We start from the raw sequence: 19737 nt of genomic DNA on the forward strand, positions 1-19737 counted from the left end.
TTGTTCGACGATTTTCGGGCGGGCCTGCGATTCAGGGCGGGCCAGCAGTCGAAACCGGACACGGTTCCGATTGTCCGGCTAATCTCCCTTCAATAATGCCTCAAGAACCGCGATTCGGTCTGCATCCGCCGGTCTTTTGTCCCAGCGGATGCGGCCGACCCGTGGAAACCGCATCGCAAGCCCCGATTTGTGCCGGGTGGAGCGGGCGAGCCCCTCGAAGGCGATTTCCAGCACCAGGCCCTCGTCCGGCTCGTGCGTCACCTCGCGCACCGGCCCGAACCGGTTGATCGTGTTCTGCCTGACGAACCGGTCGAGGTCCCGCAGTTCCTCGTCGGTGAAGCCGAAATAGGCCTTGCCGACGGGCACCAGTTCCTCGCCGCCGGCGATTTCGCGCCAGACGCCGAACGTGTAGTCGGAATAGAACGACGAGCGCCTGCCGTGGCCGCGCTGGGCGTACATCAGCACCGCGTCGACGTTGAACGGATCGCGCTTCCACTTCCACCAGTGCCCCTTCGGGCGGCCGGCGAGGTAGGGGCTGTCGCGGCGCTTGATCATCACCCCCTCGACCGCGTCGGCATCCGCCCCGGCGCCATGCCCGGCGGGATCGGCGCGGGCGGCGCCGAGCGCGTCCCAGCCGGCGAAGGCGACGAGCGGCGAGAGCGAGATCCGATCCGTTTCGAGGCGACCAAGAAGCACTTCGAGGCGCGCGCGCCGGTCGGCGAAGGCGAGGGGGCGCAGGTCCTCGTCGCCGTCCACGAGCAGGTCGTAGGCGATCAGGTGGGCGGGGAACGCCGCCATCATCTTCGCCGTCACCGTCTTGCGGTTGAGGCGTTGCTGGAGGGTGTTGAACGACTGTACGCGCCCGTCCCTGACGATGACCAGTTCGCCGTCGATCGCGCCCGGGAAATCGAGGGCTTCGAGCAGGTCCGGAAAGGCCTGCGAGATGTCGTCGCCGGTCCGGCTGAACAGCCGGCGAGCCGGCCGGCCGTCCTCCTCGGTCGCCGATGCCGCCTGCACGCGGATGCCGTCCCACTTCCATTCCGCCGCGAAGGCGGCCGGGTCCAGCGCGTCGAAGTCGCCGTCTTCGACCGCGTGGCTGAGCATGGGTGGGCGGAACGGCGCCGGGTTGCGGATCGCCGGCCTGTCGGCCACCCCCTCGGCCCAGGCGAACAGCGCCTCGTAAGGGGGCTCCAGCCCGTGCCAGATTTCCTCTATATCGCGGGGGGCCAGCGTCCCCATCGCCGCGACCGCGGTCTTGGCGAGCCGGGCCGAAACGCCGACGCGAAGCCCCCCGGTGATGAGTTTCAGGAGCGCCCAGCGGCCGGTCTCGTCGAGCCGGTCGAGGAACGAGGCGAGGAGGCCGGGCAGCGCCGCCTTGCCGGCCGCATCGAGCGCTTCAACGATATCGGGGAGGGGGAGCGCCTGTCCGTTGTCCTGGGTGAGCCGGCCGCCGTCGCCCGCTTCCGCAGACGCGGCAATATGGTCTTCTCCGGCCGTCTTCGAAGGCAACCCCACTCCCCATCCCTCCCCCACAAGGGGGGAGGGGGCTGATTGGTCGCTGGTCCCGGCGGAAACTGAACGGCCATCCCGCGTATCAGCGGTTGCATCCGGTTGTATTTTGGCTCCATCGCCGCCGCTTGCTTCTCCCTCCCCCCCTGTGGGGGAGGGTTGGAGAGAGGGGGGCGAATTGCGTTCCGTTGCGAGCGACGATCGCCTGAGGCCCGGAGATGAGGGCGGGCGAGGCTCATTGCCCGAGGCAACCGTCTTGCTCGACGGCCACATCAGCGCGACCGTCTCCGACAGGTCGCCGACATAGTCGTAAGCCATGCGGAACAGCACCGGGTCGGCCCGCTCCTCGATCAGCGCGCGGATGACGCCGGGCTTGGCGTGGCGGAAATCGAGGTCACCGGTCAGCGCGGCGAGCGCCAGCCCGCGCGCCGGGTCAGGGGTGTCGCGAAAGTAGTCGGCGATCAGCGCGACCTTGGCGTTGCGCCTCGGTTCGTAGGCGAGCCGGTCGAGGAGCGCCGCGAACCGGTTCATGTATCCTCGTTGAACACCGTGGTGACCGCGAAGCCGTCCGGTCCCTCCATCAGGGCGTAGTGGCAGATGAATTCGAGCGCCGCCTCGCCGTCCTCGCGCTCCTGGCGCCAGGCCAGCGTGACGAACGCGGCCGATCCGGTCAGGATCTTCTCCTGCACCTCGAAGGTCGAATGGACGATCTCCTCGCGCTCGTAGACGTCGAGCAGCGCCTCGACGTTCTCCAGCAACTCCTCGCGATCGGCGAAGACGTTGCCCTTGCCGAACTGCCAGATCGTGCACGGATAGGCGAAGCAGTCGGCGATCGCCTCGGCGTCGAAATCGTCGAATCCGCTTGCATAGGCCTCGAACAGGCCGGTGATCTGGTCCTCTTCCTGGCGCGTCATCGCTTCCATGGTGGTATCGTCCCCAAAGTTCGTATTAGCGGGCATTCGCGATACAGATATGCTGGGCAGGCGCAAACCGGAAGGCAAGCCGAAGATGAGTGACACGCCGGAAAGACCGACCGCGCCGCGCGGATGGGTGCCCTCGGACACCGGCGGGCGGGGCGGCAAGCTCCATGCGCCCGCCGTCGAGCGCAACACGGCGCCGATCCTCGCGGTGCTGACCGAGGTGATCGCCGGGACCGATCCCGCGCCCCGGCGCGCGCTGGAACTCGCCAGCGGCTCCGGTGAGCATGCCATCGCGATCACGCAGGCCTTTCCCGACCTCGCCTGGCAGCCGAGCGATCGCGACCCGGCGGGTCTGGCCTCGATCGCCGCCTGGCGCGCGGAGGCGGGCCACGACAACCTGCTTGCGCCCGTCCCGATCGACCTCGACGATCCGGACTGGTTTCGCAGCGTCGACGGGCCCTTCGACCTGATCTTCGCCAGCAACGTGCTGCACATCTCTCCCTGGCGCGTGACGCTTAGCCTGCTCGCCGGCGCCGGGCATATGCTGGCCGATCATGGCGCGCTGGTGGTCTACGGCTGCTTCAGCCGGTCCGGCGATTTCGTGTCCGATTCCAACCGCGAGTTCGACCGGGCGATCCGCGAGCGCGATCCCGAATGGGGCGTGCGCGATACCGACGACGTCGCCGAGGTGGCCGCGCGAAACGGCCTGACGATCGCGCGAATCGTGCCGATGCCGGCCAACAACACCATCCTGGTCCTGCGCCGGGATCATTCGGGTTCGCCGTCCTCTTCGTAGCCGACGAGGCGCAGCGGCCTGGCGCGGATGCCCCGCGTGCCCGCCCAATGCACCAGCGCGTCCTCCTGGCCGTGGGTGACCCACAGCTCGGCGCAGCCGGTCTCGATCACGGTCGCGCAAAGGTCGTCCCAGTCGGCGTGGTCGGAGATGACCAGCGGCAGCTCGACGCCGCGCTGGCGCGCGCGGGCCCGCACCCGCATCCAGCCCGAGGCGAAGGCGGTGACGGGATCGGCGAAGCGGCGCGACCACACGTCGGTCATCGCGCCGGGCGGGGCAACCACGATTTCGCCGGCGAGATCGTCCCCCGTCTCCCGGACGGGAAGCAGCGGCCCGAGCGCGACCCCCTCGGCTTCATACAGCGCGCACAGGGCCTCCAGCGCGCCGTGGATATAGACCGGCCGGTCGAATCCCGCTTCGCGGATCAGGGCGATCACCCGTTGCGCCTTGCCCAGGGCGTAGGCGCCGACGAGGTGGGTGCGTTCGGGGAACAGCCGGACGGAGGACAGCAGCTTGGCGATCTCGCCGCGCGAGCAGGGATGGCGGAACACGGGCAGGCCGAAGGTCGCCTCGGAGATCAGCACGTCGCAGGGCACGACCTCGAACGGCGCGCAGGTGGGATCGCTCTCGCGCTTGTAGTCGCCGGAGACGACGATCCGCAGATTCTCCGCCTCGACCGCGATCTGCGCCGAGCCGAGCACATGGCCGGCGGGATGGAACGACACCGTCGTGTCGCCGATCCGGATCGTCTCGCCGAGGCCGGCGGCCTGCGTCGAGCCGGCGAAGCCCGCCCCGTAGCGCGCGCCCATCACGGCGAGCGTCTGCGCCGTCGCCAGCACCGAGCCGTGGCCGGAGCGGGCATGATCGGAATGGCCATGCGTGATCAGCGCGCGGTCGACCGATCGCACCGGGTCGATGAAGAAATCGCCGGGCGGGCAATAGAGCCCGCGCGGCGTGGGGGCGAGCAGGTCTTCGGGGCGCATACGGGGAAGATAGGAGGAAAGGCGCCGCAGGACGAGAGCGGCGCCTTTCCGCGAGGCGGTTGTGCCGAGCGCCCGGGCGTCAGGCGGCCACGGCCTGCTGGGCGACCGTGCGGGCCCGGGCGGTCGCGGCCGCAACCGCCTTCTCGGCGGCCTCCGGGCTGAAGATCGAGCCTTCCACACGGATGATCTCGACGTCGGTCAGCCCCATGAAGCCGAGCATGTGCTTGAGATAGGGGGCCTGGAAGTCGATCGCGTCGCCGGGGGCCGTCGAGTAGATGCCGCCGGTGGCGAGCACGACATAGACCTTCTTGCCGGTCACCAGGCCCTCCGGCCGGCCGTCCTCGGTGTAGCGGAACGTCTGGCCGGCGCGGGCCAGGTGATCGAGCCACGACTTCAGCGTCGAGGTGATGGTGAAGTTGATCATCGCGGAGGCGAGGACGACGACGTCCGCGGCCTTGAGTTCGGCCACCAGGTCGTCGGACAGCGCGGCGGCGGCCTTCTGCTCGGCCGTGCGCGCGTCCTCGGGGGCGAAGAAACCGCCGAGCAGGTCCGGGCCCAGGTGCGGCAGGGGATCGGTGCCCAGGTCGCGGGTGACCACGCGGGCGCCGGGGTCGGTTGCCTTGAGGTCGTCGATCAGGGTCTGGGCGACCTTTGTCGACAGCGACTCCGCGCCGCGCGGGCTGGTGGTGACGAAAAGAACGTTGGTCATGGCTGTGGTTTCCGGTTGCTTGCTAGACAGGGGGCGTATTGCTATATGTTACCGATCGGTATCGTCGTTATAGGTACTGACCGGTAACACCCCTGTCAAGATGTGGCCGACCACTGCTATGTCTGGGGAGTTGCCAGAAAGGCGGATTCGTTCATGGCCGAACCGAGAACCGACGCAGCGACCGTTGCCGAACCCGCGAAGGCGCGCCTGGATACGCCGCCACGCGAGCGGATCCTGGCCGCGGCGCGCGATCTGTTCTATCGACAGGGGATCCGCGCGGTCGGCGTCGAGGCGATCGCAGCGGCCGCGCAGACGAACAAGATGACGCTATACCGGCATTTTTCGTCCAAGGACGAACTGGTGGCGGAATATCTGCGCCGCTTCGCCGAGGAAGACGAGGCTGTCTGGGCGTGCATCGCCGCCGCCCATCCCGGCGATCCGCTTGCCCAGCTGCGCGCCTGGGTCCAGCGCATGGCCGGCGAAATCTCCGATCCCGGGTCGCGCGGCTGCGCGATCGCCAACGCCGGCGTCCAGATCCCGGAGACAGAGCATCCCGCCCGCTGCGTCATCGAGAACCACAAGCGCGCGTTGCGCGCGCACGTTCTCGACCTGTGCAGGGCCGCGAACCTGCGCGATCCACAGCTTGTCGCGGACGGGATCTTCCTGATTCTCGAGGGTGCCCGCGTGAACATCCAGAGCGAAGGCCACGGCGGTCCCGCCTGCCGGTTCGTCGCGCTGTCCGAAGACCTGATCGCCGCGCACAGCGCCTAGGCACGGGGACAGGCGCGGCCCGTTGCGTGCGGCAACGAGCGGCCGGTGATGCGTGCGTGGCAGACGCCGGCTCGTCGTCCGCCGCAACTGCGGCTTGGGTCCCGGATCAGGTCCGGGACACGCAGTCTTCTTGCTGGCAACTGACTTTCTACTCGAACAGCCACGCGCCCCGGATTTGATCCGGGGCCCACGCGGCCGTGCCGCCCGTGAGGCGGTTACGATCGCGGCCGGCCGTTCCTTACCCGCTCCATCCCGCGAAGACGGGACACCGGCGCTGACCGGCCCTCAAAGCGTCGGCAGGTGGAAGTGTTTCGACAGCTTCAGGCCCTGCGCCTGGTAGTGCGAGCCGATGTCGGTGCCGTACAGCGCGCCGGGCCGCTCCGTCAGCCGCTCGTAGACCAGGCGGCCGACGATCTGGCCGTCCTCGATGATGAACGGCACGTCGCGGCTCCTGACCTCCAGCACCGCCTTCGAGCCGTGGCCGCCGGCGGCGGCATGGCCGAAGCCGGGATCGAAGAAGCCGGCATAGTGGACGCGGAACTCGCCGACCAGCGGGTCGAACGGCACCATCTCGGCGGCGTAGGTCGGCGGCACGTGCACGGCTTCCTTGGAGGCGAGGATGTAGAACTCGTTCGGGTCGAGGATCAGCGATCCGCTGTGCCGTGTTTCGACCGGCTCCCAGAAATCGAGCACGTCGTAGCCCGCCCGCTTGTCGACGTCGACGACCGCCGTGTGCCGCTTGGCGCGGTAGCCGACGAGGCCGACCTTGCCGGCAAGGTCGACGCTGACGGCGATGCCGCCGGTGATGTCCGGCGTATCCGAATCCACCAGCCGTTCGGCCTCGTGCAGTTCCAGCGTCTCATGGTCGGAAAGCAGCGCATGGCCGCGGCGGAAGCGGATCTGGGCGAGCCGCGAGCCGGTCCGCACCAGGATCGGGAAGGTGCGCGGGCTGATCTCCAGGTAAAGCGGCCCGTGATAGCCGCTCTCCACCTTGTCGAAGGCGCGGGCATTGTCGGTGATGACCCGGGTGAAGATGTCGAGCCGTCCCGTCGAGCTCTTCGGGTTGGCGTCGGCGGCGAGATGGGCTGGCAGCCGCACCTCTTCCAGGAGCGGCACGATATAGACGCAGCCGGTTTCCAGGACCGCGCCCTGGGTCAGGTCGATCTTGTGCAGGCCGAGAAGGTCTAGCCGGTCGCGCACCGTGCGGTTGGGGCCGGGCAGGAAGCTGGCGCGAACCCGGTAGGCGGTGCGGCCGAGCCTGAGATCGAGGCTCGCCGGCTGGATCTGGTCGGCGGCGAGGTCGCCGCCGGGGATGATCTGGCGATTGCCGACCAGCCGCCGGATAGCCTCGGCCGGCAGGATGCCGGGCGCCCGGTCGCTGGCCGTCGCGTTGATGTTTTCGCCCGTTTCGCCCATCTCCGGCGCCCCTGTCCGTTGTGTTGTCCGTCAGGTACTAGCCGAGCCGGAGCTTGACGCCAAGGCGTCGCGGCGATACGAAGCCCTCTTCATTCGTGGTGATTTGCGCCGGCCGGCTTGCAGCCACGTAAAACAAATCGCTAAAAGGCCGGGTCGAAGAACCCGGTGCGCCGATTGGCCATCGGGATTTTTTGTCCCGGCCCTCCCGTTGGAGGACGGCAATGAACGAACATTTTGACCCTCTCGCCGCGTGCGAGGACACCTTCGGCCTCGACACCCTGCTGGTCCATGGCGGGACCGTGCGCTCCGGCTTCGGCGAGACGTCCGAGGCGGTTTTCCTCAATTCCGGCTTCGTCTACGACAGCGCCGAGGCGGCGGAATCCCGCTTCAAGGGCGAGGTGGATGGCTTCGTCTATTCGCGCTACGCCAACCCGACGGTCGCCATGTTCGAAAAGCGCATGGCGCTAATCGAGGGCGCCGAGGCGGCCCGGGCGACGGCCAGCGGCATGGCCGCGGTCACCGCCGCGCTGCTGTGCCAGCTCAAGGCCGGCGACCACGTCGTCGCCTCCCGCGCCCTATTCGGCTCCTGCCTCTATGTCGTCGAGGACCTGCTGCCGCGCTACGGCGTGCCCTGCACACTGGTCGATGGCACCGATCTCGACCAGTGGCGGCGTGCGGTCCGCCCCGAAACCCGGGTGTTCTTCCTGGAGACGCCGACCAATCCGACGCTCGACGTGCTCGATATCGCCGCGATCGCCGAGATCGCCCACGATGCCGGGGCACGGCTGGTGGTCGACAACGTCTTCGCCACCCCGCTCGGCCAGCGCCCGTTGAAACTGGGCGCGGACGTGGTGGTGTATTCGGCGACGAAGCACATCGACGGGCAGGGCCGCTGTCTCGGCGGCGTGATCCTGTCGAGCGAGGACTTCATTGCCAGCGAGCTCAAGGACTTCCACCGCCACACCGGGCCCTCGCTGAGCCCGTTCAACGCCTGGGTGATGCTCAAGGGCCTGGAAACGCTGGCGCTTCGGGTCGAACGGCATTGTGCCAACGCCGTCCGGATTGCCGCGTTCCTCGCCGACCAGCCCGGCATCCGCAAGGTGATCCATCCCGGCCGGCCCGACCATCCCCAGGTCGACGTCGCGATCCGGCAGATGGCCAATGGCGGGCCGATGGTCACCTTCGAGGTGGAGGACGGCAAGGCCGGCGCCTTCCGTTTCGCCAATGCGCTGAAAGTCGTGAAGATCTCCAACAATCTCGGCGACGCCAGGAGCCTGGTGACCCATCCCGCGACCACCACCCACCAGCGTCTGACGCCGGAGGCGCGCGCGGTGCTTGGAATAGGCGACGGCCTCCTGCGCCTGTCGGTGGGTCTGGAGCACCCGCGCGACCTGGAGAACGACCTGGCGCGGGCGGCGGCGGCTGTCTAGGCAGAAGGACCGGGCTGGCCAACATGCCACACCCGCGCGCAAACCAGTGCCCGGTCCGCCGCAGGACCATGGCCAATTCGACCGCAGGCCTTAATATCGTGCATATGTATCGAGCGACGACCCGCGGCATCGAGGTGACGGTCGAGCCGGCGTTCAGCGAGGAACGCTCGGCCCTGGAGGCCGGTGCCTATTTCTGGACCTACACGATCGAGATCGTGAACACCGGCTCGGAGACGGTGCAGCTCGTCAACCGGCACTGGCGCATCATCGACGCGCGCGGCAAGACCTTCGAGGTGCAGGGCCCCGGCGTCGTCGGCGAGCAGCCGGTGCTCGATCCCGGCGAGTCCTTCCGCTATACCAGCGGCGTCCCGCTTGGGACGCCGTCGGGCATGATGTCCGGGACCTACGAGATGCGCACTAAGGCCGGGGACCGTTTCCTTGCCGAGGTTCCCGCTTTCTCGCTTGACAGTCCCGGCGTCATACCGACGATCAATTGACCCGATCGCTGTTCTTCGACTGAGCGGTAACCGTTGCTCGATTTCCGACCGATCTTCCTTGTCATCGGCGTGCTGCTGGCGACGCTCGGCTGCGCCATGCTGCTGCCGGCCCTGGTCGACGTGGTGTTCGCCAGCGACGATTGGGTCGTCTTCCTCGCCTCCTCGATGATCACCGTGTTCATCGGCATCGCCATGTGGGTGACGTGCCGGGGCGCCAAGGTGCGCCTGGGCCTGCGGGAGGCGTTCGTGCTGACGACGTCGGTCTGGGTGGTCGCCGCCGCCTTCGCGGCGCTGCCGTTCACCTGGTCGCGCCTCGACATGAGCTACACGGACGCTTTCTTCGAGGCGATGTCCGGGCTGACGACCACCGGCTCGACCGTCATCGTCGGGCTCGACAACGCCCCGCCCGGCATCCTGTTCTGGCGGTCCTTCCTGCAGTGGCTGGGCGGTCTCGGCATCGTCGTCATGGCTGTGGCGGTGCTGCCGATGCTGCAGATCGGCGGCATGCAGCTGTTCAAGGCGGAGGCCTTCGACACCCCCGACAAGATCCTGCCGCGCGCCGCCCAGATCTCCGGATCGCTCACCGCGCTGTTCGTCGGCCTGACGGGACTGTGCGCGATCGCCTACGGCTTCGCCGGCATGGAGATTTCCGATGCCGTCATGCACGCCATGACGACGGTCGCCACCGGCGGCTTCTCCTCGCGCGACGCCTCCATCGGCGCGTTCGCGTCTCCGGCGGTGGAATGGGTCAGCGTCGTCTTCATGATCGCCGGATCGCTGCCCTTCCTGCTGTATGTGCGCGCCATCCAGGGCCAGCCGCTGGTGATGATCCGCGACGAGCAGGTGCGCGCCTTCTTCATGATCCTGCTGTTCCTGTCCGTGCTCGCCTGGATGTCCGAGGACCAGGAGACGGTGCATGCCGGCGCCATCCGCTTCCGCGAGGCGGTCTTCAACGTCACCTCGATCATGACCGGCACCGGCTACGCCTCGGTCGACTACGGCACCTGGGGGCCGCTGGCTGTGGGCATTTTCCTGACGGCGACCTTCATCGGCGGCTGCGCCGGCTCGACCTCCTGCGGCATCAAGGTGTTCCGCGTCGTCGTGCTGTTCGAGGACATCCGGCAGCACGCGCGCCGGATCGTCTACCCGTCGGGCGTGTTCGTGAAGCGCTACAACGGCCGCCCGCTGCCCGACAATGTCTCCGCCGCGGTGCTCAGCTTCGTCTTCCTGTTCCTGGCCAGTTTCGCGGTCATCAGCGTGGCCCTGAGCCTGATGGGCCTAGACGCCGTCACGGCGATCTCCGGGGCCGCCACCGCCATCTCTAACGTCGGTCCGGGGCTCGGTCCGGTCATCGGCCCGTCCGGCAATTTCGCGCCGCTGCCCGACGGCGCCAAATGGCTTCTGGCGATCGCCATGCTGATCGGCCGCCTGGAGGTCTTCACCGTGCTGGTGCTGTTCATTCCCGCCTTCTGGCGGCGGTGATTGCCGCGATTCATCGAGACGGCCGCGTTGCGGCCTCGTCAGGATGAGGGCCGAGCGCCCGGCACCCAGAAAACCCTCATGGTGCGGAGCACGCCTCGAACCAGGACCGGGAAACGCGTCACTCCGCCGGCGTGGCGGTCGGGCGGCGTCCCAGACGCATGTAGGCGCCGCCGACGCGGGCGATGTCGTCGCCGATACCGATGATCGCCGGCACCAGGAACAGCACGAAGCAGGTCGCGATAGCCAGTCCGAACACCAGCGTCACCGCCATCGGGATCAGGAACTGGGCCTGCAGGCTCGTTTCGAACAGGAGCGGCGTCAGGCCGCCGATCGTCGTCAGCGATGTCAGCAGCACCGCGCGCAGGCGGTCGCAGGCGGCGCCGACGGCGGCGTCGGAAAGCGGCTCGCCCGTCGACAGGCGTTCGTCGAGGCGCGAGACCAGGATGATCGAATCGTTGACCAGGATGCCGGAGAGGCCGAGCAGGCCCATCATCGACAGGATGGTCAGCGGCGCGCCCATCACCATGTGCCCGATCACCGCGCCGGTCAGGCCGAAGGGGATGATGATCATCACCGCCAGCGGACGGCCGTAGCTGGCGAACACCCAGGCCAGGATCAGGTAGATGGCGCCGAGCGAGATGATCGCGCCGAACCGCAGGTCCTCGAAGGATCGCGCCCGTTCCTCCTCGCGGCCCGAGAACTGGTAGCTGATGCCGTACTTGGAGGTGACCGCCGACAGCGGGCCGGCGTCGAGCGCGCCGACGAGTTCGACATTCGTCGTGACGTCCTGGTCGACATCGGCGGTCACCGAGACCGCCGTCGCCCCGTCGATGCGCTGGATGATCGCGTAGCCCTGCTTTTCGGTGAGCTCGACGATCTCCGACAGCAGCACGAACTCGCCGGACGGCGCGCGCAGCGACAGGTTGCCGAGCGCGGCCAGGCCGGGCACCGCCTGCACCCGGCGCACCCGGATCGTCACCTCCTCGTCGCCGGCGGGCACGCGCCGGGCGATGGCGCCCTCGAAGGCGTTGCGCACCTGCCGGCCGACGCTTTCGGCGGTGAACCCGAGCGCAGCGCCGCGCGGCGTCAGCGCCATGACGATTTCCGGCTTGCCGTAGGGCAAGTCGTCGTCGACGGCGGAGACTCCCGGGAAGCCGCTGACCACCTCGCGGATTTCCAGCGCCGCCTGTTTCAGGACCTCGGTCGGCGCGCCGGTGAGCCGGATGTCGATGTCGCGGCCGGGCGGTCCGCCGCGCCGTCCCGAGATGGTCGCCGTCTCCAGGCCCGGAATGCTGGGCATCGCCTGCCGCCAGGCCGTCGTGATGTCGCTCGTGCGCACCGTGCGCTTTTCCGAGACCGTGAGCTGGGCGTCGACTTCGGCGAAGTTCATGCCGCGCGAGAAACCGGACCGGCCGACGGTGGCGAAGGTCGCGACCACGAGTGGCTCGTCGTCGGGAGCGAGCGTCTGTTCGGCGGCGCGCAGGGCCGCCTCGACCTGGGCGACCCCGGCGATCACCTGGTCCTCGGGCGTGCCGGCCGCGAAGGTGAGGCGGGCGGTGATGTTTTCAGGCTCCGCGGTCGGGAAGAACTGGAAGCCGACGCGGCCGCCGGCGATGAGGCCGACCGCCAGGATCAGGCTTGCCAGCGACAGGGCGACGGTGGTGTAGCGCCAGCGGAATGACAGTGCGACCAGCCTGCGGAACGGCCCGTCGCGCAGGCGCGCGAAGCCGGAATCGAAGGCGCGCCGGAACCGCCCGGGCTCCGCGCGCATCGACGTCAGACTGTGGCGCAGATGGCCCGGCAGGATGAGCAGGCACTCGACCAGGCTTGCCAGCAGCACGACGATCACCACCATCGGCAGCGCGCCCATGATCTGTCCGACGATGTCGCGGATCATGGTGAGCGGGAAGAAGGCGACCTGGGTGGTCAGCACCGAGGCGATCACCGGCCACATCATCTGGCCCGTGCCCCGTTCGGCGGCCAACACCGGATCGTCGCCCATGGCGTAGCGTGTGGCGGTATGCTCGCCGACCACGATGGCGTCGTCGACCACGATGCCGAGGCACATGATCAGGGCGAACAGCGACATCATGTTGATCGACTGGCCCGTGACCCACATGAAGCCCAGGGTCGCCATCATCGCCGTCGGCACGCCGATGGCGACCCAGAAGGCGATGCGCGCGTTCAGGAACACGAACAGGATGATGACGACCAGCACCAGGCCGGACAGGCCGTTCTTCACCAGGAGGTTGATGCGGTCGACAAGGCTCGAGGCGCGAACGTCGTAGACCTCGAGCTTGAGCGTCGGCGGAAGGGTGGGGCGGATCTCGTCGAGATAGCGCTCCAGGATCGCCGCCGTCTCCAGCGTGTCGGCCGTGGTGGACCGCTCGACCTGCAACTCGATCGCGCGATTGCCGCCGCTATAGCCTGCCGTCTGGTCCTGTTCGAAGGCGTCGTGGACCGTCGCGATCTCGCGCAGCAGGACCTTTTCGCCGGTCTCGCGCGAGACCGTCTCTATCGCCCCGATCTCTTCCGCGCTGGTGCCGTCGCCGAGCGAACGCAGTTGCTTTTCCACCGCCCCTTCGAGCGTGCCGGAGGGCCGGTCCTGGGTCGCGGTGGAGACGCGGGTGGCGATGTCGGACAGCGTCACGCCGAGCCGGCGCAGTTCGCGTTCGGGCACGTCGATCCAGACTTCCGGCTTGCGGAAGCCGATCAGGTCGACCTTGTCGATGCCGGCCGCCAGCAATCCGTCGCGGATCTCCTTGGCGTAGGCCTTCAGCGCCGTTTCGCTGAAGGGCCCCGACAGGGACATGTTGGCGACGCCTTCGTACCAGATCGCCCGGCGTACGCTCGGCGTCTCGGAATCCTCCGGCAGGTTGGTGACGCCGGACACCGCCGACTCGACCTCGGACAGCGCCTTCTGCATGTCGGCGCCTACGGAAAACTCGAGCGTGATCGAGGCCGCGCCCTCGCGGGCGTAGGAGGTGACCTTCTCGATATCGTCGAGATAGCGCAGCTCCGGCTCCACCGCGTGCAGGATGTTCTTCTCGACATCCTCCGCGCTCGCTCCCGGCCAGGCGATCGACACCGAGATGCGCGGAATATCGGTGGACGGGAACAGCTGCGTGTTGAGCTGGAAAATGCCGATGACGCCGAACAGCACCATCATCGCCATCAGCAGGTTCGAGGCGTTTCGGTGCCGGACGAAGAACCGGATCGGCGCGGACGCCTCGCGCTCAGCCATCGCTCGAGCCCGTCGTCTGCGCGTTCCTGGCGGACGGCTTCGTCGACGCGTCCGCCTTCGGGGCGGGTGGCGCGCCGGCGCCGCGTTCGTTCACCTTCAGGCCGTCGCCGGCTTCGGTGATGCGGGTGACGACGATCTTGTCGCCGCCGGCGATCGCGCCGCGGATCAGCACGTCGGCATCGTCGTAGCCGACGATCTCGACGGTGCGCCCGGCCAGCCGGCCGTTCTCTATGACATAGACCCGGTCGGTGCCGTAGACGGCGGTCGCCGGCACGCTGACGACGTTTTCGTAGACCCGGTCGTCGAGCAGGATCTCGACGAAGGCGCCCGGCCGCAGCGGCGCCTGGCCCTGAGCAGGCTCGATCCTGGCATAGACGTCGACACCGCCGCGCTGGGCGGCGATCTCGGGGGCGACCCGCACGATCCGCGCCTTGTAGAGCTGCGGCGCGCCGCCGACGTACCAGCGCACCTCGACGGCCCGGTCGAGCAGGCCTTCTTCCAGGAGGCGTCCGTACTGGGAGTCGGTGAGGGCGAAGCGCACGTCGAAGCGGTTGCGGTCGTAGAGGACGGCGACGACGTCGTTGACGTTGAGCAGCTTGCCGACCTCGGCGGCGACGGTGCCGACATAGGCGTCGAACGGCGCCTTCAGCGTGACGTCGGCGAGATTGCGCTCGGACTGCCGCAGCTTCCATTCGAGCCGTTCGATCTGGGCCTTGAGCTGCTGAATCTGCGCCTTCTGGATTTCGAGCGTCGCCTGGCCGGACTCCACCACCCCGCGGTTCTGCAGAACCGTCATCCTCCGGCTGTCGAGAGCCTGCTGCGACATCGACCCCTTTTGCGAAAGGGTCTGCGCGCGTTCCAGGTCGCGCTCGGCGATCTCGAGCTGTTCCCGGGCCCGCCCGAGCGCCATCGTCTCCAGGCCGAGGCGCGCCTGGGCCTCGTCGAGCTTGGCGCGGGCCTCGTCGAGATTGGCGGTCGCCTCGACGACGGCGCCGCGATAATTGAACGAGTCGATCTCCACCAGCGGGTCGCCGGCATGGACCGAGCCGCCCTCGCGCAGGCCGTCGCCCACCGAGACGACCTCGCCGGCGACCAGCGCGCGCAGCGCCACCTGGCGGCCGGCGACGATGGTGCCGTAGGCGGTGATGCGTGGCCGATGAGCGGTGGGTTCGGCGGCCAGCGTCTCGACGGTCCAGGCCCGTTCCGCCGCCGGACGCTGCGGCACCTCCGGCCGGGACGACGTCAGGTACTCGAAGCCCGCGAACGCGGCCGCCAGCAGGGCGAGCGGCACGGCGGCCTTGACGGCGAGGCCGGCGACGCGGCCGAGCGTCCAGGCGGGTTTCAGTCCCAGGTGTCGATCAGGCGGCTTCAACGTTCGTATCTCCGGACCGTTTGGGTCTCCGGACCGTGCGGTTCCCCCGGACCTGCGGGTCTTCGGACCGTGCAGAGTCGGTCGCCGCCCCCGCGAAACCGACGCAACGCCTTCCAATAGGCAGGCCCACCCGTCATATACCGGAAGATCAAGCGGTTTGACGAGGATATCTTTGTCGCTAATTATCCCAGTTTCGTTACACACCGATTGGGACGGGACAAGCAATTGACAGGTCAGATCTACGCTCCGCAGGAGATGATTTCGCGTCTCGTCGCCTTCGATACGACGAGTGAGAACTCCAATCTGGAGCTCATCACCTTCGTTCGCGACTATCTCGCCGGCCATGGCGTCGAGTCGACGCTGGTGCCCAGCGAGGAGGGCGACAAGGCAAGCCTGTTCGCCACCATCGGCCCGAAGGATGCCGCCGGCGTGGCCCTGTCCGGCCATACCGACTGCGTCCCGGTGACCGGCCAGCCGTGGTCCACCGATCCGTTCGCCGTGGTCGAGAAGAACGGCCGCCTCTACGGGCGCGGAACCTGCGACATGAAGGGGTTCGTGGCGATCGCGCTGGCGATGGTGCCGGCGTTCCTGGAAAAGCCGCTCAGGACCCCGATCCATCTCGCCCTGTCCTACGACGAGGAGACCGCCTGCACCGGCGTCAGGCCGATGATCGCGGAGCTCGGCGAGCGCCTGCCGATGCCGCGCGCCTGCATCGTCGGCGAGCCGACCCGCATGGGCGTTGTCGACGCCCACAAGACGATCACCGACTACGTCACCGTCGTCACCGGCCACGAGGCGCATTCGTCGCTGATCGACAAGGGCGCCAACGCGATCCTCGCCGCCGGCGAACTGCTCTGCGAACTTGCCCGCATGCGCGACGACATGATCGCCATGGGCGATCCGACCGGCCGCTTCACCCCGGCCTACACGACGGTCCACACCGGCCTGATCAGCGGCGGCACGGCGCACAACATCGTGCCGCTGAAGTGCCGTTTCGAGTGGGAGGTGCGTTCGCTGCCGGACTTCGATCCGGATACGCTGAAGCGCCGCCTGCAGACATTCGGCGAGCAGCACGTTCTGCCGAAGCTACGCGCGATCGCGCCGACCACCGGTATCGAGACGACGAAGACGGTCGACGTGATCGGCCTCGCGCCGGATCCCGGCTCTCCCGCCGAGACGCTGGCGATGCGGCTCGCCGGCAGCAACAAGACGCAGACCGTCTCCTACGCGACCGAGGCCGGGCTGTTCCAGGAACACGGGGTCCCGAGCATCGTCTGCGGCCCCGGCGACATCGCCCAGGCACACCAGCCCGACGAGTATATCGAGATCTCGCAGGTCGAGGACTGCGTCGGCTTCATGCAGCGTCTGGCGGAGGCGGCCCGCACTGGAATCTAGATACCCGGCTCTGATAGTCGGGCGCGGTTTGCCCGGCGCGTGGTCAGTCGTCCAGGGTCGCCGGATCGACGTGGTAGCGCGAGGAGCAGAACTCGCAGGTCACGACGATCTCGCCGTCCTCGACCATGTCCGCCCGGTCTTCCGGCGGAAAACCCTTCAGCATCTCGGTGATGCGGCTTTGCGAGCAGCGGCAGCGTTCCAGGATGTCGGTGGGATCGAACACCCGCACGCCGCGCTCGTGGTAGAGCCGGACCAGCAGCTTGCCGGCCGAGATCGACGGGTCGATCAGCTCGTGGTCCTCGACCGTTTCCAGGATCAGCCGCGCCTCGGTCCACTCGTCGGCTTCCTCGAGGTCGGGAAGGTCCGCGCCTTCGGGGGGGTCGCCCGGGGGCAGGTCCGGCGCGCGCCGCGGTCCGGCGGCGGGCAGGTGCTGGACGATGATGCCGCCGACGCGCCAGTGGTAGGCCCGGTCCGTGCCGCCGCGAAACGCCCGCGCCGCGGCGAGCCGCACCGTGGTCGGGATCTGCTCGGACTGGCGGAAGTAGATGTGGGCGGCCTCTTCCAGCGAGCCGCCTTCGAGCGGCACCACGCCCTGATAGCGGTTGGTGTGCGGGCCGGCGTCGATGGTCATGGCCAGGTGGCCGCTGCCCAGCAGCGCGCCGATCGTCTCGCCGTCGGTGGCTTCGTTTTTCGAGGTCGCCGCGACCCGCTCCGCGTCGAAGGTCGCACAGGCGCGGATCTTGTCCGGCATCTCGAAGTCCACGACCATCAGGCCGACCGGGCCGTCCGTCTGCGTCTGCAGGATGAAGCGCCCCTCGACCTTCAGCGAGGAGCCGAGCAGCACCGTCAGCGCGATCGCCTCGGCGAGCAGCGCGGAGACCGGTTCGGGATAGGCGTGCCGGGCCAGGATCGTGTCGATCGCCGGGCCGAGCCGCACCACCCGTCCGCGCACGTCGAGGCCCTCGACGGCGAACGGAACGACGAAATCGTCGGCCGCGGTATCGAGAACGGCCTCGGCCGGTGCGGCAGTGGACATCACGCTCCGAAGCACCACGCCAGGATGCCCTTCTGGGCATGCAGTCGGTTTTCCGCCTCGTCGAAGACGACGGACTGGGGTCCGTCCATGACGGAATCCGTCACTTCCTCGCCGCGATGGGCCGGCAGGCAGTGCATGAAGATCGCCTCCGGCGCGGCCGCCGCCATCAGGGCGTCGTTGACCTGATAGGGCTTGAGCAGGTTGTGGCGGCGTTCGCGCTCGCTGTCGCCCATCGACACCCAGGTGTCGGTGACCACGCAATCGGCGCCGTCGACGGCCTCGAACGGATCGTCGAAGACGGAGACGGCGGCGTCGTTGCGGCGGCTCCAGTCGAGCAGCTCGGCCTTCGGCTTGAGCCCGTCTGGGCTTGCGATCTTCAGCGAGAAATCGAAGCGCGCGGCGGCGTGAATCCACGAGGCGGTGACGTTGTTGGAGTCGCCCGTCCAGGCGACGGTGCGTCCGGCGATCGGCCCGCGGTGCTCCTCGAAGGTGAGCACGTCCGCCATCACCTGGCAGGGATGGGTCAGCCGTGTCAGCCCGTTGATGACGGGTATCGACGCGTTCTCGGCCAGTTCCAGCATCGCCTTGTGATCGAGGATGCGGATCATGATGGCGTCGACGAAGCGCGACAGCACCCGGGCGGTGTCGGCGATTGTCTCGCCCCGGCCGAGCTGCATCTCGCTTCCCGTCAGGAACAGCGTCTCGCCGCCGAGCTGGCGCATGGCGACGTCGAACGACACGCGAGTGCGTGTCGACGGCTTGTCGAAGATCATCGCCAGGGTCTTGCCCGTGAGCATGGGCTGACGGCCGTCGTTGTCGGCCTTCATCTGGCGGCTGTGATCGATGATCCGGCGCAGGTCCGGCGCGGAAACCTCGGTCAGGTCGACGAAATGTCTGGGCGTTGCGGATCCGGGCACGGCGTTCATTGTCCGGCCTCCACGGTTTCGAGGTTGTCCGACACCGCACGACATGCCGCCTCGATCCGGTCGAGGGCAAGATCGATATCGACGTTCTCGATGGTCAGCGGCGGCACGAGCCGCGCGACGTTGTCGCCGGCGCCGACGCTGAGCACATGCTGGTCGCGCAGCGCCGACAGAACGGCGCTGTTCGGGGCCTTGCACTTGATGCCGAGCATCAGGCCTTCGCCGCGGATCTCCTCGATCACACCCGGACAGGTGTCCTGGATGCGGGCGAGACCTTGCCGGAAGCGCAGGCCGGCGTCGCGGACATGCTGGAGGAAGCCTGGCGCCAGGACGATATCGAGCACCGCGTTGCCGACGGCCATGGCGAGCGGATTGCCGCCGAAGGTCGTGCCGTGCACGCCGTGCACCATGCCCTTGACCGCCTCGTTGGTGGCCAGGCACGCGCCCATCGGGAAGCCGCCGCCGATCCCCTTGGCGATCCCCATGATATCGGGCGCGACGCCCGACCATTCATAGGCGAACAGCTTGCCGGTGCGCCCGACGCCCGACTGCACCTCGTCGTAGATCAGCAGCAGGCCGTTTTCGTCGCACAGCTCGCGCAGGCCCCGCAGGAAGGCGTTCGGGGCGACGCGGATGCCGCCCTCGCCCTGCACCGGCTCGATCAGGATGCCGGCCGTCTGCGGTCCGATCGCGGCCTTGACCGCGTCGAGGTCGCCGAAGGGCACCTGGTCGAAGCCGTCGACCTTCGGACCGAAGCCCTCGAGGTACTTCTCCTGGCCGCCGGCGGCGATCGTCGCCAGCGTGCGGCCGTGGAAGGCACCCTCGAAGGTGATCAGCCGATAGCGCTCCGGCGCGCCGTTGGCATAGTGATAGCGCCGCGCTGTCTTGATCGCCGTCTCCAGCGCCTCGGCGCCGGAATTGGTGAAGAAGCTCACGTCCGCGAAGGTCGCCTCCGCCAGGCGTTCCCCCAGTCGGTCCTGTTCCGGGATGCGGTACAGGTTCGAAACGTGCCACAGGCGCTTGGCCTGCTCGGCGAGGGTTTCGACGAGATGCGGGTGACTGTGGCCGACCGAATTGACGGCGATACCGCTGGCGAAGTCGAGATATTCCTCGCCGTCCGCGGTATACAGCCGAATGCCTTCGCCCCGCTCGAAAGCGAGGTCGGCCCGCGCGAAGGTGGGGTACAGCGCAGACGTCACGGCTAGAAATCCTGTCCAGAAACGAAAGATGCCGCCTGCGCAGGCGGCACTGTCACGA

Annotated in this window: 16 protein-coding genes and 1 riboswitch; of the genes, 6 read left to right on the plus strand and 10 right to left on the minus strand. The window is 68.3% G+C overall.

Annotated features, from left to right (window positions below):
* Positions 1–78: 78 nt before the first annotated feature.
* Together ACSF9G_RS13210 and ACSF9G_RS13215 are read right to left on the minus strand one after the other, a co-directional pair.
* On the minus strand, positions 79–2040 hold the full coding sequence (locus ACSF9G_RS13210) for a cisplatin damage response ATP-dependent DNA ligase (RefSeq protein WP_436642339.1): 1962 nt from the start codon (positions 2038–2040) through the stop codon (positions 79–81).
* Positions 2037–2432, minus strand: coding sequence for a DUF6841 family protein (locus tag ACSF9G_RS13215; RefSeq protein ID WP_436642341.1), 396 nt, complete (start codon positions 2430–2432; stop codon positions 2037–2039). Before ACSF9G_RS13215 ends, ACSF9G_RS13210 begins: the two co-directional genes overlap by 4 nt.
* 85 nt (positions 2433–2517) lie before the next feature.
* Here ACSF9G_RS13215 and ACSF9G_RS13220 point away from each other — a divergent pair, with 85 nt between their 5' ends.
* Entirely contained in the window at positions 2518–3225 is a 708-nt protein-coding gene (locus tag ACSF9G_RS13220; RefSeq protein ID WP_436642343.1) for a DUF938 domain-containing protein, read from the plus strand.
* Here ACSF9G_RS13220 and ACSF9G_RS13225 read toward each other — a convergent pair.
* The gene (locus tag ACSF9G_RS13225; RefSeq protein ID WP_436642345.1) at positions 3198–4205 is read right to left on the minus strand and encodes a ligase-associated DNA damage response exonuclease; all 1008 of its coding nucleotides are present in this window, start codon (positions 4203–4205) and stop codon (positions 3198–3200) included. The two genes, ACSF9G_RS13220 and ACSF9G_RS13225, sit on opposite strands and share 28 nt — an antisense overlap.
* A 79-nt stretch (positions 4206–4284) precedes the next feature.
* A complete protein-coding gene (locus ACSF9G_RS13230; RefSeq protein WP_436642347.1) occupies positions 4285–4914 on the minus strand; it encodes an FMN-dependent NADH-azoreductase in 630 nt (209 codons plus the stop codon).
* Between the two features lie 153 nt (positions 4915–5067).
* Between ACSF9G_RS13230 and ACSF9G_RS13235 the strand changes: the two genes are divergently transcribed.
* The gene (locus ACSF9G_RS13235) at positions 5068–5685 is read left to right on the plus strand and encodes a TetR/AcrR family transcriptional regulator (protein ID WP_436642349.1); all 618 of its coding nucleotides are present in this window, start codon (positions 5068–5070) and stop codon (positions 5683–5685) included.
* A 285-nt stretch (positions 5686–5970) separates the two neighbouring features.
* On the opposite strand, the gene ACSF9G_RS13240 is transcribed toward ACSF9G_RS13235, so the two are convergent.
* Entirely contained in the window at positions 5971–7101 is a 1131-nt protein-coding gene (locus tag ACSF9G_RS13240; RefSeq protein ID WP_436642351.1) for a 2'-deoxycytidine 5'-triphosphate deaminase, read from the minus strand.
* Positions 7102–7186: 85 nt separating this feature from the next.
* A riboswitch (SAM riboswitch) is annotated at positions 7187–7265 on the plus strand.
* Positions 7266–7322: 57 nt separating this feature from the next.
* Between ACSF9G_RS13240 and ACSF9G_RS13245 the strand changes: the two genes are divergently transcribed.
* The 3 genes from ACSF9G_RS13245 to ACSF9G_RS13255 all read left to right on the plus strand — a co-directional run bounded on the left by ACSF9G_RS13245 (position 7323) and on the right by ACSF9G_RS13255 (position 10510).
* Positions 7323–8531, plus strand: a complete 1209-nt coding sequence (locus ACSF9G_RS13245) for an O-succinylhomoserine sulfhydrylase (protein WP_436642354.1) — start codon at positions 7323–7325, stop codon at positions 8529–8531.
* 104 nt (positions 8532–8635) lie between these two features.
* On the plus strand, positions 8636–9028 hold the full coding sequence (apaG, locus tag ACSF9G_RS13250; protein ID WP_436643250.1) for a Co2+/Mg2+ efflux facilitator ApaG/CorD: 393 nt from the start codon (positions 8636–8638) through the stop codon (positions 9026–9028).
* A 33-nt stretch (positions 9029–9061) separates the two neighbouring features.
* Positions 9062–10510, plus strand: coding sequence for a TrkH family potassium uptake protein (locus ACSF9G_RS13255; RefSeq protein WP_436642357.1), 1449 nt, complete (start codon positions 9062–9064; stop codon positions 10508–10510).
* Between the two features lie 118 nt (positions 10511–10628).
* Here the strand turns inward: ACSF9G_RS13255 and ACSF9G_RS13260 are convergent, their stop codons facing one another.
* Positions 10629–13754 (minus strand): efflux RND transporter permease subunit, encoded by a 3126-nt coding sequence (locus tag ACSF9G_RS13260; RefSeq protein WP_436642359.1) that lies wholly within the window; start codon positions 13752–13754, stop codon positions 10629–10631.
* Positions 13747–15126 carry an efflux RND transporter periplasmic adaptor subunit gene (locus ACSF9G_RS13265; RefSeq protein WP_436642361.1) on the minus strand — a complete coding sequence of 460 codons (1380 nt, stop codon included), beginning with the start codon at positions 15124–15126 and terminating at the stop codon, positions 13747–13749. Before ACSF9G_RS13265 ends, ACSF9G_RS13260 begins: the two co-directional genes overlap by 8 nt.
* A 255-nt stretch (positions 15127–15381) precedes the next feature.
* On the opposite strand from ACSF9G_RS13265, the gene argE reads away from it, so the two are divergent.
* Entirely contained in the window at positions 15382–16521 is a 1140-nt protein-coding gene (gene argE, locus ACSF9G_RS13270) for an acetylornithine deacetylase (RefSeq protein WP_436643251.1), read from the plus strand.
* Positions 16522–16564: 43 nt separating this feature from the next.
* On the opposite strand, the gene ACSF9G_RS13275 is transcribed toward argE, so the two are convergent.
* The 3 genes from ACSF9G_RS13275 to ACSF9G_RS13285 are packed head-to-tail and all read right to left on the minus strand — an operon-like array spanning position 16565 to position 19679.
* The gene (locus ACSF9G_RS13275; RefSeq protein WP_436642363.1) at positions 16565–17560 is read right to left on the minus strand and encodes an Hsp33 family molecular chaperone; all 996 of its coding nucleotides are present in this window, start codon (positions 17558–17560) and stop codon (positions 16565–16567) included.
* Complete coding sequence (argF, locus tag ACSF9G_RS13280; protein WP_436642365.1) at positions 17557–18483, minus strand: ornithine carbamoyltransferase; 927 nt, start codon at positions 18481–18483, stop codon at positions 17557–17559. Before argF ends, ACSF9G_RS13275 begins: the two co-directional genes overlap by 4 nt.
* Complete coding sequence (locus ACSF9G_RS13285; RefSeq protein WP_436642367.1) at positions 18480–19679, minus strand: aspartate aminotransferase family protein; 1200 nt, start codon at positions 19677–19679, stop codon at positions 18480–18482. Before ACSF9G_RS13285 ends, argF begins: the two co-directional genes overlap by 4 nt.
* Positions 19680–19737 lie beyond the last annotated feature (58 nt).

This window comes from Microbaculum mangrovi (assembly GCF_051390635.1).
Classification (GTDB): Bacteria; Pseudomonadota; Alphaproteobacteria; order Rhizobiales; family Tepidamorphaceae; genus Microbaculum.

Coding starts and splice junctions, on each gene's coding strand:
- ACSF9G_RS13235 (WP_436642349.1), top strand. CDS start 5,068: ATGGCCGAACCGAGAACCGACGCAGCGACCGTTGCCGAACCCGCGAAG.
- ACSF9G_RS13220 (WP_436642343.1), top strand. CDS start 2,518: ATGAGTGACACGCCGGAAAGACCGACCGCGCCGCGCGGATGGGTGCCC.
- argF (WP_436642365.1), bottom strand. CDS start 18,483: ATGAACGCCGTGCCCGGATCCGCAACGCCCAGACATTTCGTCGACCTG.
- argE (WP_436643251.1), top strand. CDS start 15,382: ATGATTTCGCGTCTCGTCGCCTTCGATACGACGAGTGAGAACTCCAAT.
- ACSF9G_RS13210 (WP_436642339.1), bottom strand. CDS start 2,040: ATGAACCGGTTCGCGGCGCTCCTCGACCGGCTCGCCTACGAACCGAGG.
- ACSF9G_RS13245 (WP_436642354.1), top strand. CDS start 7,323: ATGAACGAACATTTTGACCCTCTCGCCGCGTGCGAGGACACCTTCGGC.
- apaG (WP_436643250.1), top strand. CDS start 8,636: ATGTATCGAGCGACGACCCGCGGCATCGAGGTGACGGTCGAGCCGGCG.
- ACSF9G_RS13240 (WP_436642351.1), bottom strand. CDS start 7,101: ATGGGCGAAACGGGCGAAAACATCAACGCGACGGCCAGCGACCGGGCG.
- ACSF9G_RS13215 (WP_436642341.1), bottom strand. CDS start 2,432: ATGGAAGCGATGACGCGCCAGGAAGAGGACCAGATCACCGGCCTGTTC.
- ACSF9G_RS13260 (WP_436642359.1), bottom strand. CDS start 13,754: ATGGCTGAGCGCGAGGCGTCCGCGCCGATCCGGTTCTTCGTCCGGCAC.
- ACSF9G_RS13230 (WP_436642347.1), bottom strand. CDS start 4,914: ATGACCAACGTTCTTTTCGTCACCACCAGCCCGCGCGGCGCGGAGTCG.
- ACSF9G_RS13225 (WP_436642345.1), bottom strand. CDS start 4,205: ATGCGCCCCGAAGACCTGCTCGCCCCCACGCCGCGCGGGCTCTATTGC.